This is a genomic window from Stenotrophomonas sp. IS26 (genome assembly GCF_054188265.1).
This window is the reverse complement of the sequence record NZ_JBSZJV010000012.1, coordinates 65,059-79,296: the sequence shown is the minus strand read 5'-3', so window position 1 is coordinate 79,296 and position 14,238 is coordinate 65,059. Positions and strand designations below refer to the sequence as shown.

Sequence of the window (14,238 nt, the reverse complement as noted above, 5' to 3'; positions counted from 1 at the left end):
GCATTCTACGGACCGCACGGTTGGCCGGGCCGCAGATGCAGAAAACCCGCCTTGCGGCGGGTCTCCTGTGTGGCTTACTTCTTGGCGGTGACGACCGGCAGCGGATCGCTGCCATGACGCTTGGTCATCCACCACTGCTGGAGCAGGCCCAGGCCACCGTTGACGACCCAGTACAGCACCAGACCAGACGGCATGAAGGCCATCATGACGCCGAACACCAGCGGCATGAGCTGCATCATCTTGGCCTGCATCGGGTCCATGCCCGGTGCCGGGGTCAGCTTCTGCGTGGCCCACATCACCGCCACGTTGATCACCGGCAGGATGAAGTACGGGTCACGTGCGGTCAGATCCTGGATCCAGCCCAGCCACGGGGCCTGGCGCAGTTCCACCGATTCCACCAGCACCCAGTACAGCGCGAAGAAGATCGGCATCTGGATGAGGATCGGCAGACAGCCGCCCATCGGGTTGATCTTCTCTTTCTTGTACAGCTCCATCATCGCGGTCTGGAACTTCTGGCGGTCATCGCCATAGCGTTCCTTGAGCTGCGCGATGCGCGGCTGGAAGCGACGCATCTTGGCACCGGACTTGTACTGCACGGCCGAGAGCGGATACAGCACCAGCTTCAGCAGCACCACCAGGCCGACGATCGCCCAGCCCCAGTTGTTGACGACCTTGTGGACCTGGTTGAGGACCCAGAACAGGCCCTGGCCGATGATCGCCATCAGCGAGAAGCGGCTGTAGTCGACCACGCGGTCCAGGCCCTTCACGTCTTCCTTGGCGATCAGGTTGACCAGCTTCGGGCCGACCCACAGGCGGGCTTCGGTGCTGACCTGCTGGCCCGGGGCCACGGTGAAGGCCGGGCCACGCGCTTCGATCTGGTCGCGGCCGTTGTTCTGCGCCAGCGAGTACTGCGCGGCCTGGTCGGCCTGCGGAATCCACGCGGTGAAGAAGTGGTGCTGCAGCATCGCCAGCCAGCCGCCGGTGATGGTGCGGTTGAGATGGCCGTCGTCCAGGTAATCCTTGAACGCGCGGCGCTCGTACCCGTCCTGCGGGCTGAACCAGGTCGCGCCGTTGAAGCTGAACGAGTCCGGGTTGGTCATGCTGCGCGAGAGGATGGTCGGGGTGCGGTCCAGGGTGCGGAACACGTAGCCGCTCCACGGGGCGCTGCCGCCGTTGACCACTTCATCCTTCACCGTGATCGCGTACTCATTGCGACCCAGCGAGTAGGTGCGGCGGATGGTCACGCCGTTCGGGCCGGTCCATTCGAACGGCACCGTGACCTCGTCCTGGCCCTTGGCCAGCACGAAGTCGTGGTTCTCACCGACCAGCTTGAAGCCGTTGGCGGCCGGCACCGGCATGGTCTTGTCTTCGCTGATCCAGCCACTCACCGCGCGGTACGGGTGGGTCGCCTCTTCGGTCAGCAGGCGGACCGGCGGGCTGCCTTCTTCCTTGGTCTGCGGGAACTGCAGCAGCTCGGCATCCAGCACCGTGCCACCGTCCAGCACCAGACGCAGCACGTCGGTGGTGATGGTCACGCGGGCCGGACCGGCCTCGGTCTGCGCGGCCGGCTGTGCCGCCGGCAGGGAACCGTCCGCCTGGGGCACGGGCGCACCGGGGATGCTCCCGGCAGCCGCACCCGGCACGCTGGCCTGGGTGGTCTGGGTCGCCACGGCCGGGGTCGGCGGCGCGGCTTTATCGCGGCCCCACTCCATCCACAGCAACACGGCCACCATCAGCCAGGCAAAAATCAGGAAAACGCGGGTCTGGTTCATCAGCGTGCAGGCTCGACGGGGCCGGCACGCAATGCCGGCTCGGACTGGGAAAGGGGTGCAACGCCCAGGGGCGGCGGCATTGTGCCGTCCGCGCCCGGCATGGGCAATGCGCCAAGGCGGCGCAGCAGGCGTTCAAAGGCCTGGCGGATATCTGAATTGCTGGCGGTACGGGCGGCACTGCGGGCAACGACGACGTAATCGCCGGCACTCATCCACGGCCGTACGTGGCGTGTGGCATCGCGCAACACACGCTTCACTCGGTTGCGACCCACGGCTCGGGGATCGACTTTGCGCGACACGGCAAGACCCAACCTGGCTGGCGTATCGCTCTTCAGCCAGTGCAGGGTCATCAGCGGATCGGACACACGGCGGGCGCCGTTGAAGACCGTTGTATATTCGGCACGCGTACGAACCCGCGCAGAGCGAGGAAATCGCTTGCGCGGGTCGGAACTGCTCACAGTCAGGATTGCGTCTGCCGCGGAAAGCGGCATTGCAATCAAGCGCTCAGGACTTTACGGCCCTTGGCGCGGCGACGCGACAGGATCTTGCGGCCGTCAGCGGTCTTCATACGGGCACGGAAGCCATGGTCGCGCTTACGCTTGAGGTTGCTGGGTTGGAAAGTGCGCTTGGTGGCCATGCGGGCCTCTATATGAAGGGGACGGAAAGAACCGGAAATTCTATAGACCTCATCGAGGTCCCGTCAAGTGTCTGTCACTACGGGAATTCACCGGGCTGTGCAATAGCTGTGGATCGTTTTGTGAATAACTTTGGGACAACCATTCCCGGCCCCCCTCGTCGGTGGTAGTCTGCGCCATCCATTCTTCCCCCCTTCCGGCCTGCGGTGCGGCGCTTTTGTTCGCCTATCCGCTGGCCCCAGACGATTATTGCCGATGGATGCCTGGTCTCGTTCTCTCGAACGCCTCGAAGCGGAGTTTCCGCCCGAGGATGTTCACACCTGGTTGAAGCCGCTGCAGGCAGATCTGCGCGCGGACAGCCTGGTGCTTTATGCGCCAAACGCCTTCATCGTCGACCAGGTGCGCGAGCTGTATCTGCCGCGCATCAAGGAGCTGCTGGCGCACTTCGCCGGTTTCGGCGACGTTTTTCTTGAAATCGGCTCGCGTCCGCGTCCGGTAGAGGCGCAGATCGCGCCGATTCCGGGCCTGTCCGCACCGGCGGCGCCGGCCGAACCCCTGGTGCCGTTCGCCGGCAACATGGATTCGCACTACACCTTCGCCAACTTCGTGGAAGGCCGCAGCAACCAGCTGGGGCTGGCCGCGGCGTTCCAGGCGGCGCAGAAGCCGGGCGACCGCGCCCACAACCCCTTGCTGCTGTACGGCGGGACCGGCCTGGGCAAGACCCACCTGATGTTCGCGGCCGGCAATGCGATGCGTCAGGCCAACCCGGCGGCCAAGGTGCTGTACCTGCGTTCGGAACAGTTCTTCAGCGCGATGATCCGTGCGCTGCAGGAAAAAACCATGGACCAGTTCAAGCGCCAGTTCCAGCAGGTCGACGCGCTGCTGATCGATGACATCCAGTTCTTCGCCGGCAAGGACCGTACCCAGGAAGAGTTCTTCCATACGTTCAACGCCCTGTTCGACGGCAAGCAGCAGATCATCCTGACCTGCGACCGGTACCCGCGCGAAGTCGAGGGCCTGGAAGCACGGCTGAAGTCGCGCCTGGCCTGGGGCCTGTCCGTGGCGATCGAGCCGCCGGACTTCGAGACGCGTGCAGCGATCGTGCTGGCCAAGGCCCGCGAGCGTGGCACCGATATCCCCGACGATGTGGCGTTTCTGATTGCCAAGAAGATGCGCTCCAATGTCCGCGACCTCGAAGGTGCGTTGAATACCCTGGCCGCACGCGCCAACTTCACCGGCCGTGCGATCACCACTGATTTCGCCCAGGAAACCCTGCGCGACCTGCTTCGCGCCCAGCAGCAGGCGATCAGCATTCCCAACATTCAGAAAACCGTGGCCGACTACTACGGGCTGCAGATCAAGGATCTGCTGTCCAAGCGTCGGACCCGGTCGCTGGCCCGTCCCCGTCAGGTCGCCATGGCCCTGACCAAGGAACTGACCGAGCACAGCCTGCCGGAAATCGGCGACGCCTTTGCCGGCCGGGACCACACCACGGTGCTGCATGCCTGCCGGCAGATCCGGACGTTGATGGAAGCGGACGGCAAGTTGCGGGAAGACTGGGACAAGCTGATCCGGAAGTTGAGCGAATGATGCATGTACGCCGCTAAGGCGTCATCGCATAAAACGGTGCAGAATCCGGTAGTAAGCGAGGTATAGGTTGTGGATAAAAAAGCCGGCGGATTCGACGGTAAAGTTATCCACACCTTTCCCCACCCCTTGGGGGCTAGTAATGCAGAGGGTTTCGCGGTCAAAAACCCTATTGTTTACAAAGGCTTAGTCGTGTTTTCCCGCGATTCTGGCCCTACCAGCACCACCAAGCTTTTGATTTATTCCACATTTTTTTAAAGCATAGGGGCACGGAACCACATGCGTTTCACACTGCAGCGCGAAGCCTTTCTCAAGCCGTTGGCACAAGTCGTCAACGTGGTCGAACGCCGCCAGACCCTGCCGGTTCTGGCTAATTTCCTGGTTCAGGTCCAGAACGGACAGCTCTCGCTGACCGGTACGGACCTGGAAGTGGAAATGGTGTCGCGGATCGCGGTGGAAGATGCCCAGGACGGCGAGACCACCATCCCCGCCCGCAAGCTGTTCGAGATCATCCGCGCCCTGCCCGACGGCAGCCGGATCACGGTCTCGCAGGCCGGTGACAAGATCACCGTCCAGGCCGGGCGCAGCCGCTTCACCCTGGCAACGTTGCCGGCCAACGACTTCCCGTCTGTCGACGAGGTCGAAGCAACCGAACGCGTGGCCATCGGCGAAGCGACCCTGAAGGAACTGATCGAACGCACCGCGTTCGCGATGGCCCAGCAGGACGTGCGCTACTACCTCAACGGCCTGCTGTTCGACCTGCGTGGCGATGCCCTGCGTACCGTGGCGACCGACGGTCACCGCCTGGCGCTGTGCGAAACCGAGCTGGAAAAAGCCAGCGGCGCCAAGCGTCAGATCATCGTGCCGCGCAAGGGCGTGACCGAGCTGCAGCGTCTGCTGGAAAGCGGCGATCGTGAGATCGAGCTGGAAGTCGGCCGCAGCCACGTTCGCGTCAAACGCGATGACGTGACCTTCACCTCGAAGCTGATCGACGGCCGGTTCCCGGATTACGAGGCTGTGATTCCGATCGGTGCCGATCGTGAAGTGAAGGTTGATCGCGAAGCCCTGCGTGCCTCGCTGCAGCGCGCTGCGATTCTGTCCAACGAGAAGTACCGCGGCATCCGCGTGGAAGTCTCGCCGGGCAACCTGAAGATCAGCGCGCACAACCCGGAGCAGGAAGAAGCCCAGGAAGAGATCGAGGCCGATACCACGGTCAGCGATCTGGCCATCGGCTTCAACGTGAACTACCTGCTGGACGCGTTGTCCGCACTCCGCGACGAGCACGTCGTCATCCAGCTGCGCGATTCGAACTCCTCTGCGCTGGTCCGTGAGGCCAGCAGCGAGAAGTCCCGTCACGTCGTGATGCCGCTGCGCCTGTGACCTGAAACGCGCAGGTTCCACGTGGAACCGAGTGGTTCTGAGAAGCCCGGCATTGCCGGGCTTCTTTTTGGGCGGGAAAACGATGTTCCACGTGGAGCATTTGTCTGGGGGCTTGGGCTTGGGCTTTCGCCGTCGCCGTACTGTTGGTCTGACCGTTTGCCGACGCAGCCCAACTCACGTGGACGGACGCCAAGTGGCAAAACCGACACGTTGGCAACGAGCCTTCAAGCCTTCCATCCGACGAGACGGTGACTACGTTCGGCTCCCGCTCCTTCGGTGCGGCACCAGACGGGGCCAGCGAAAAATGGCGATCGACTGCTGTCGCGCTTGTCGATTCTGCCTGGGTCAACCGAGCGAACTGCGCAAATTGCTCGTCTGCTCCGAACCGCTGTTGCACCCGGCTTTCAGACCGCTGGATCACAGCTCTATGCTTTTAAAAACTGTATATAAATCTAAAGCTTGGTGGTGGTGGTAGGGCCAGATTTGGTTGAAAAGTAGGTTAAGTGTTTGCTTTTAAAGAGAAATATAGGCTCGAAACCCCCGGTAAAACAGGGTCTGAGCCTGGGGGTGATCCTGTGGATATCTTTCGAGGTGGTGCAAGAGGCCTTTTTTATCCACAGATTGCCCATAGGCTGTGCATAAGCCATACAGAGCGGGTGTGGACAGTCTCGTTTGGGTCTGCGCGCGTTGCTTGGGTTCTACCCTGGGGCGATTGAACCTCACGTCCAGATTTAAAAAAAACAGGGCACCGGCCGCGTCCCTGGCTCGCAAGGCGGGCAAAAAGCGGTGCAAATTCGTTGAAATCTGCAGCACCTCAGTGCTGCGTAGGTCGCAGATTTGAAGAAATTCAGCCCCCTTCGGCGGGCCATGCGGCGGTAAACGGAGGTTTCACGTGGCGGTCCTGGCGCGGCGCTGACGTCGGCGGCCGACATCGCGCTTGTCTGTCCCAATGACCGTTGGCGTCACCCGAAATGGACGCATGGCAGACCGAGCCGCCACCGCGCTGAACACCGGGACAGACCGATCGGCTCCTTCCGCCCTCGGCGACGGGTCAGGTACCCACCCGCGGCGCGCGGCGCATCCGGCCACGTGGAACCCGGGCAATGCAGTAAGCTGATCGATTCCCCCTACCCGTCTGCCGCCCCGTGCGGCGTTGATCGTCCGCATGCGCATCCGCCGTTTGTCCCTGCACCAGGTCCGTCGCTTCGATACCGTCGAACTGGCACCACAACCGGGCATCAACCTGATCACCGGTGACAATGGCGCCGGCAAGACCAGTGTCCTGGAGGCGCTGCACGTCATGGCGTATGGACGCAGTTTTCGCGGCCGTGTCCGGGATGGCTTGGTACGCCAGGGCCGGGAGGCGTTGGATGTGTTCGTGGAATGGGATGAGCAGCGCGATGGTGCCGATACCCCGACCCGTCGCAAGGCCGGTCTTCGCCATAGCGGCCAGGAGTGGAAAGGCCGACTGGACGGGGAAGATGTCGCTCAGCTCGGCACGCTGTGTGCCGCACTGGCGGTCGTCACCTTCGAGCCAGGCAGCCATGCGCTGGTGAGTGGCGGTGGTGAGCCCCGTCGGCGGTTCCTCGATTGGGGTTTGTTCCACGTGGAACCAGACTTCATGGGTCTGTGGCGCCGGTACTCGCGGGCTCTAAAACAGCGCAATGCCCTGCTCAAGCAAGGTGGACACCCCCATGCGCTGGATGCGTGGGACCGGGAGCTCGCCGAGGCAGGTGAGGCGCTGACCACCCGCCGTCAGCACTACCTCGAACGGCTGCAGGAACGGACCGTGGAACTGGCCACCGTACTGGCGCCCAATCTGGGGATCCAGTCGCTGAGTTTGAGTCCAGGGTGGCGCAAGCAGGAGGTATCGCTCTCCGACGCGCTGCTGCTGGCACGGGAACGTGACCGGATGGCCGGCTATACCTCGGTCGGCCCGCACCGGGCCGACTGGAGCGTCGGATTCGAGACCATTCCGGGTCGGGATGCACTCTCGCGCGGCCAGGCCAAACTGACCGCCCTCACCTGCCTGTTGGCGCAGGCCGAGGACTATGCTGAGCAGCGCGGCGAATGGCCGGTGATCGCGCTGGACGATCTTTCGTCAGAGCTGGATCGTCATCACCAGGCGCGGGTGCTGGAACGGCTCAAGGCCGGCCCGGCGCAGATATTCATCACCGCCACCGAGGTACCGGCGGCGTTGGTCGACGCGACAGATATCACCCGGTTCCACGTGGAACATGGACAGGTCCTGGCTGTGCCATAGTGGTCCCCCAGGGGTCACGGTGCCCGGCTGGTATAATTGCTGTTGCAACCCCTTATTACTCGGCGCCCCGCCTCATCGCGGCGGCCCGACCTGCGGAGCCTACGGCAAGCGCAATGACTGAAGAACAGAACATCCCCGCAAACAGCGGCAACTACGACGCCAACAGCATCACCGCCCTGGAAGGCCTCGAGGCTGTCCGCAAGCGTCCTGGTATGTACATCGGCGACGTCCATGACGGCACCGGTCTGCACCACATGGTGTTCGAGGTCGTCGACAACTCCATCGACGAAGCCTTGGCCGGCCACGCCGACAATGTCTCGGTCATGATCCACGCCGATGGCTCGGTTTCGGTGTCGGACAACGGGCGCGGCATTCCCACCGGCAAGCACGAGCAGATGAGCAAGAAGCTCGATCGCGAAGTCTCTGCAGCCGAAGTCGTGATGACGGTGCTGCATGCCGGTGGCAAGTTCGATGACAACAGCTACAAGGTGTCCGGTGGTCTGCACGGCGTGGGTGTCAGCGTGGTCAACGCGCTCTCGCAGAAGCTGCTGCTGGATATCTACCAGGGCGGCTTCCACTACCAGCAGGAATTCGCTGACGGTGCTGCGGTCAACTCGCTCAAGCAGGTCGAAGCCAGCACCAAGCGCGGCACTACCCTGCGCTTCTGGCCGTCGGTGAAGGCGTTCCACGACAACGTGGAGTTCCACTACGACATCCTGGCCCGCCGCCTGCGCGAGCTGTCCTTCCTCAATTCCGGCGTCAAGATCGCGCTGGTCGACGAGCGCGGCGATGGCCGCCGCGACGACTTCCATTACGAAGGCGGCATCCGCAGCTTCGTGGAGCATCTGGCGCAGTTGAAGACGCCGCTGCACCCGAACGTGATCTCGGTCACCGGCGAATCCAACGGCATCGTGGTGGACGTGGCGCTGCAGTGGACCGATTCCTACCAGGAAACGATGTACTGCTTCACCAACAACATTCCGCAGAAGGACGGCGGTACCCATCTGGCCGGCTTCCGCGGCGCGCTGACCCGTGTGCTCAACAACTACATCGAGCAGAACGGCATCGCCAAGCAGGCCAAGATCAACCTGACCGGCGATGACATGCGCGAAGGCATGATCGCGGTGCTGTCGGTGAAGGTGCCGGACCCGAGCTTCTCCAGCCAGACCAAGGAAAAGCTGGTCAGTTCGGATGTGCGCCCGGCGGTGGAAAGTGCCTTCGGCCAGCGCCTGGAAGAATTCCTGCAGGAAAACCCGAACGAAGCCAAGGCGATCGCCGGCAAGATCGTGGACGCGGCGCGTGCACGTGAAGCGGCGCGCAAGGCGCGCGATCTGACCCGCCGCAAGGGGGCGCTGGATATCGCCGGCCTGCCGGGCAAGCTGGCCGACTGCCAGGAAAAGGATCCGGCGCTGTCCGAGCTGTTCATCGTCGAGGGTGACTCGGCAGGTGGCTCGGCCAAGCAGGGCCGCAACCGCAAGAACCAGGCGGTGCTGCCGCTGCGCGGCAAGATCCTCAACGTGGAACGTGCCCGCTTCGACCGCATGCTCGCCTCGGATCAGGTCGGTACGCTGATCACCGCGCTGGGCACCGGCATCGGCCGGGACGAGTACAACCCGGACAAGCTGCGCTACCACCGCATCATCATCATGACCGATGCCGACGTCGACGGCGCGCACATCCGTACGCTGCTGTTGACCTTTTTCTACCGTCAGATGCCGGAACTGATCGAGCGTGGCCACATCTACATCGGCCTGCCGCCGCTGTACAAGATCAAGCAGGGCAAGCAGGAGCTGTACCTGAAGGACGACCCGGCGCTGGACGCGTACCTGGCCAGTAGTGCGGTGGAGAACGCGTCGTTGATCCCGGCCGAAAGCGAGCCGGGCATCGAAGGCGTCGCGCTGGAGAAGCTGTTGCTCTCCTATGCGTCAGCGCAGGAAACCATTGCGCGCAACGGCCATCGCTATGATCGCCAGGTGCTCGAAGCACTGATCGATTTCACCCCGATGGATCTGGAGCACCTGCGCAAGGCCGGCGCCGACGAAGGCCTCGCCGCACTGGCGACCCGCCTCAACCAGGGCAGCCTGGGTTCGCCGCGCTACACGCTGGAACTGCAGGAACCCACCGAGGAGCGTCCGGCCGCGGTGCTGGTCACGCGTCGCCATATGGGCGAACAGCTGATCCAGGTGCTGCCGCTGGGTGCGTTTGAAACCGGTGAACTGCGTGCCCTGCACCAGTCTTCCCTCCTGCTGCACGGCCTGGTCCGTGCCGGTGCGAAGATCAGCCGTGGTGCGAAGTCGGCCGAGGTGGCCAGCTTCGCCGAAGCACGCAACTGGCTGCTGGACGAAGCCAAGAAGGGCCGCCAGATCCAGCGATTCAAGGGTCTGGGTGAAATGAATCCCGAGCAGCTCTGGGACACCACGGTCAATCCCGACACCCGTCGCCTGCTCCAGGTGCGGATCGAGGATGCCGTGGCGGCCGACCAGATCTTCAGCACCCTGATGGGCGACGTGGTCGAGCCGCGCCGCGACTTCATCGAAGACAACGCCCTGAAGGTCGCCAACCTGGATATCTGACACAATCGGGGACGGGCCGGCCGGGTGCGACCTGCACCCTGGCCGGCCATCGCCCCCCGATGCCAGGAATCCGATGTCCGCTACCCCCCCGGCGTCCATGACGCCTCCGCTGCCCCCTGCCGTCCCGTCATCGCCGCGCAAGCCGGGTTCCCCGCTCGCGGGCTTCTTCATCGACCTGGGCATTGGCGTGCTGGTGCTGCTGTCGCTGAGCCTGATCAGCGGCTTGGTCTGGGGGCTGTACCGCGGTGCGATCGTTGGCTACCAGGCCGCACGCGACGGTGCGGATGCTTCGGCCGTTGCCGGTCTTGCCCAGCAGCTGGGCCAACCCGGGGCGCTCGCCCAGATCCTGATGGCGCTCGTTGCTACCGGTGGTGCCGCGCTGGTGCTGTATTTCTTCCGTCGCCGGGCCACGCCCGCCGAACGTGTGCTGTCCTTCCAGGCGGCACGTCGCCCCTCGACATGGGGGTGGACATTGCTTGTGGCCACCGGTGTGATCATCGGCAGCAACCTGATCGCATGGTTGGCCAAGCAGGGGGGCATCGAACCGGTGCCGACCAATCTGGCGCTGATGGAACAGGCAATCACGCGTTTCCCCTGGTTCCTTGCCCTGTTTGCCGTCGTGCTCGCGCCGGCCTATGAAGAGCTGTTGTTCCGCCGTGTCCTGTTCGGTCGCCTGTGGCAGGCCGGTCGCCCGGTGTTGGGCATCGTGCTGAGCAGCCTGGCCTTCGCTCTGGTACATGAAATCCCCGGCACCAGTGCCAATGGCCCGTGGGAAATCGCCCAGCTATGGCTCGTCTATGGCGGCATGGGTGCGGCCTTCGCCTGGCTCTACCAACGCACCGGAACCTTGTGGGCGCCGATCGCCGCGCATGGCTTGAACAACGGCATCGCCCTGGTCGCGCTGATGTTCCTGGGCATCCATTGATCGATCACGCGGCTTGACGAAAATTTACGTCGCCGCGTTCCACACTGCGCACATGAACACGGGGGGATCGCACATGAAACCAGTGCTGTTGGGAATTGCCATCGCCATGCTGGTGAGCGCATGCGCCACCACGACCTCACCTACCGGCCGCCGCCAGATGGTCGGCGGTGTTTCGCAGGCCGAGCTGGACCAGCTGGGCGCGCAGGCGTTTACCGAGACCAAGTCCAAGGGAACCCTCAGCAAGGACCCGAAGCAGACCGCGTACGTGCAGTGCGTGGTCAATGCGCTGGTCGCCCAGTTGCCGCCTCAGTACCGTGGCGTACGGTGGGAGACGGCGTTGATGGTCGACAAGGAGCCCAACGCGTTCGCCCTGCCCGGCGGCAAAGTCGGGGTCAATACCGGCATCTTCACGGTCGCCAGGAACCAGGATCAGCTGGCCGCTGTGATCGGCCACGAGATCGGGCACGTCATCTCCCGCCACCACGAAGAACGCATCACCCGCCAGATGGGGGCGCAGACCGGCTTGTCGGTTCTGGGCGCGCTGGCGGGCGCCGCGTACGGTGAGGGCGCGGCCAGTACCGTCAGCCAGCTTGGCGGCGCCGGTGCGCAGGCCGCGTTCCTGCTGCCCGGCTCGCGGACCCAGGAAAGCGAAGCCGATATCGTCGGCCAGCGGCTGATGGCCGAGGCCGGTTTCAACCCCGCCCAGGCAGTGGATCTGTGGCAGAACATGATGGCCGCCAGTGGTGGTCGCTCGCCCCAATGGCTGTCCACTCACCCCGATCCGGCCAACCGTATCCGCGAACTTCAGCGAGACGCGCCGTCCCTGAGTGGTGTATACCAACAAGCCCAGGCGGCCGGGCGCAGGCCGAAGTGCGGTTGACGCGCCCGGAGATGGCCCAAAGATGCTGTATTGCAGCATCGGAAACGATTTCTCACGCCATCAGTTTCTGATACGTTTGGCGGCTCAGATTTTTCTGACAGTCCGTTTTGATGCCGCTGCGGCGGTTCGATCGAGGTGAAAGATGATTTTCAGCAACCACAAGCAAGCCGTCCTTTCCGTCCTCATCGCGACCGCTGTAAGTGGCGCCATGATCACCGATGCCTTCGCCCAGGCCCGCTCGGCGGAGCGTGGCGCGCGGGGTGGGCAGAAGCAGGCCAAGGCCGAAGTGCTCTACCCGAACGCGACCCGCCAGGAGCCGGAGCAGAAGTCCTCGGCCAAGGTCGGCCCGAAGCTGCAGAAAATGATTGACAGCTACAACGACCAGAAGTTCCCGGAGACGCGCGCGCAGGCTGACGAAATCCTGGCGAACCCGGCCGCCAACACCTACGACAAGTCGCTCGCCGCGCAGCTCGCCTCGCAGGCGGCCTACCAGCTGGACGACGTCGCCTCGGCCAAGAAGTACCTCGAGCAGGCGCTGCAGCTCGGCGGCCTGGACAACAACGGCCACTATCAGTCGATGCTGATGCTCGGGCAGCTGCAGCTGCAGGACGATCAGATCAACGAAGGCCTGGCCACGCTGGACAAGTACTTCGCCGAGACCAAGTCGAACAAGCCCGAAGAGCTGATCGCCAAGGGCCAGGCGCTGTACCAGGCCGAGCGCTATGCCGAGGCCATCCCGGTGCTGCAGCAGGCCATCGCCGGCTCGCCCGAGCCGAAGGACAACTGGAACCAGCTGCTGATGGCTGCCATGGCCGAAGCCGGCCAGACCGGTGAAGCGGTCAAGCAGGCCGAAGCGCTGGCCGCCAAGAACCCGAACGACAAGAAGGTGCAGTTGAATCTGGCCAGCATGTACATGCAGGCCGACCAGATGGACCAGGCCGGCGCTGTCATGGCCAAGCTGTACGCTGCCGGCCAGCTGACCGACGAGCGCGAGTACAAGCAGCTGTACTCGATCTACGCCAACAGCGAGAACAAAGAAAAGGACGTCATTGCCGTTATCAATGATGGCCTGCAGAAAAACATCCTGAAGCCGGATTATCAGGTATACCTGGCATTGGCCCAGGCGTACTACTACTCCGACCCGCAGCAGACGGACAAGGCGATCGAGGCGTGGCAGAAGGCTGCCCCGCTTTCCAAGGACGGCGAGACCTACCTGAATCTGGCACGCGTGCTGCATTCGGAAGGTCGCATTCCGGAGGCCAAGCAGGCCGCCCAGCAAGCGCTGGCGAAGGGTGTGAAGAACCAGGCGGATGCCAAGAAAATCATCAACCTGAAGTAAGTAGGAATAACGCCTGAACGCCTGCATAAGTGATGCGCAGGCGCTCAGGATTGGTATAAGCTTGGAGGTTCCTGCGGTGTCATGCACCGCTGATCATGGGCTACCTGTCCCCGGGTATCCCGGCCCCACTAATGAGCTCTTGGCGCATGACGGAACAACTAGTCGTTCACAGGTACGAACAACGCGATGACACCGGCCTCTCCTGGCCGCGTATCGTGGGTATCGCTTTTGTAATCGCACTGCATCTCGCCGCCTTCATGATGCTTCTGATCCCCGCCGTGGCTCCCAAGGCCGTCGCGGAGAAAGAACGCAACATCATGGTGACCCTGGTCGACGCTCCGCCGCCGCCACCACCGCCGCCGCCGCCGCCGCCGCCGGATGACACCCCGCCGCCGCCGGTCAAGAACCTGTCGCCGCCGAAGCCGTCCCCGGTTCCGCCGCCGCCGCAGGCTCCTGTGGTCGATATCCCGGACCCGCGTCCGACCGACATCGTCACGCCGCCTTCGCCGCCGTCGCCGCCGCAGCCGCCGAGCACCATTGAGGCAAGCGTCGACATCTCGTCGAAGAACATGAACCCCCCGCGTTACCCGCCGGCCGCGTTCCGTGCTGGTATCCAGGGTGAAGTCATCCTGATCATTGACGTCGATGCCAATGGCAACGTCACCAATGTGTCGGTCGAGAAGTCCAGCCGTAACCGTGACCTCGATCGCGCCGCCATGGACGCAGCTCGCAAGTGGAGCTTCCGTTCCGCGGAATCGGGCGGGAAGAAGGTCGCAGGTCGCGTTCGCGTCCCGGTCAACTTTGCGCTGAACTGATAGTGGCCGGTGGCCCGCCGGCCACCGACCCTAGCGGTTATTTCTAGCAATACCCTTTATCACCACACA

Annotated in this window: 11 protein-coding genes; 8 read left to right on the top strand and 3 right to left on the bottom strand. The window is 63.6% G+C overall.

Going from position 1 to position 14,238, the window contains the following annotated elements:
- Positions 1–74 precede the first annotated feature (74 nt).
- From yidC to rpmH, 3 genes are read right to left on the bottom strand one after another with little or no spacing between them, the layout of a single operon-like run.
- Positions 75–1,772 carry a membrane protein insertase YidC gene (gene yidC, locus ACW6W5_RS12115; protein WP_121043722.1) on the bottom strand — a complete coding sequence of 566 codons (1,698 nt, stop codon included), beginning with the start codon at positions 1,770–1,772 and terminating at the stop codon, positions 75–77.
- The gene (rnpA, locus tag ACW6W5_RS12110) at positions 1,772–2,263 is read right to left on the bottom strand and encodes a ribonuclease P protein component (RefSeq protein WP_121043725.1); all 492 of its coding nucleotides are present in this window, start codon (positions 2,261–2,263) and stop codon (positions 1,772–1,774) included. The genes yidC and rnpA overlap by 1 nt, the downstream gene beginning before the upstream one ends.
- Positions 2,264–2,268: 5 nt before the next feature.
- Complete coding sequence (rpmH, locus tag ACW6W5_RS12105) at positions 2,269–2,409, bottom strand: 50S ribosomal protein L34 (RefSeq protein WP_006404565.1); 141 nt, start codon at positions 2,407–2,409, stop codon at positions 2,269–2,271.
- Between the two features lie 253 nt (positions 2,410–2,662).
- Here rpmH and dnaA point away from each other — a divergent pair, with 253 nt between their 5' ends.
- The 8 genes from dnaA (at position 2,663) to ACW6W5_RS12065 (ending at position 14,169) form a co-directional block, all read left to right on the top strand.
- Positions 2,663–3,997, top strand: coding sequence for a chromosomal replication initiator protein DnaA (gene dnaA / locus ACW6W5_RS12100; protein ID WP_046272260.1), 1,335 nt, complete (start codon positions 2,663–2,665; stop codon positions 3,995–3,997).
- A gap of 276 nt (positions 3,998–4,273) precedes the next feature.
- Positions 4,274–5,374: a DNA polymerase III subunit beta gene (dnaN, locus tag ACW6W5_RS12095; RefSeq protein ID WP_121043728.1), complete on the top strand. Its 1,101-nt coding sequence runs from the start codon at positions 4,274–4,276 to the stop codon at positions 5,372–5,374.
- A 1,165-nt stretch (positions 5,375–6,539) separates the two neighbouring features.
- Positions 6,540–7,637: a DNA replication/repair protein RecF gene (gene recF / locus ACW6W5_RS12090; RefSeq protein WP_152152798.1), complete on the top strand. Its 1,098-nt coding sequence runs from the start codon at positions 6,540–6,542 to the stop codon at positions 7,635–7,637.
- A gap of 113 nt (positions 7,638–7,750) precedes the next feature.
- Positions 7,751–10,210, top strand: coding sequence for a DNA topoisomerase (ATP-hydrolyzing) subunit B (gyrB, locus tag ACW6W5_RS12085; protein ID WP_121043734.1), 2,460 nt, complete (start codon positions 7,751–7,753; stop codon positions 10,208–10,210).
- 73 nt (positions 10,211–10,283) lie between these two features.
- Positions 10,284–11,135, top strand: a complete 852-nt coding sequence (locus tag ACW6W5_RS12080; RefSeq protein ID WP_121043737.1) for a CPBP family intramembrane glutamic endopeptidase — start codon at positions 10,284–10,286, stop codon at positions 11,133–11,135.
- Between the two features lie 73 nt (positions 11,136–11,208).
- On the top strand, positions 11,209–12,015 hold the full coding sequence (locus ACW6W5_RS12075) for a M48 family metallopeptidase (protein WP_121043740.1): 807 nt from the start codon (positions 11,209–11,211) through the stop codon (positions 12,013–12,015).
- Positions 12,016–12,157: 142 nt separating this feature from the next.
- Complete coding sequence (locus ACW6W5_RS12070) at positions 12,158–13,354, top strand: heme biosynthesis protein HemY (RefSeq protein ID WP_121043745.1); 1,197 nt, start codon at positions 12,158–12,160, stop codon at positions 13,352–13,354.
- A 146-nt stretch (positions 13,355–13,500) separates the two neighbouring features.
- A complete protein-coding gene (locus tag ACW6W5_RS12065; RefSeq protein WP_088435269.1) occupies positions 13,501–14,169 on the top strand; it encodes an energy transducer TonB in 669 nt (222 codons plus the stop codon).
- The last annotated feature ends 69 nt before the right edge of the window (positions 14,170–14,238 follow it).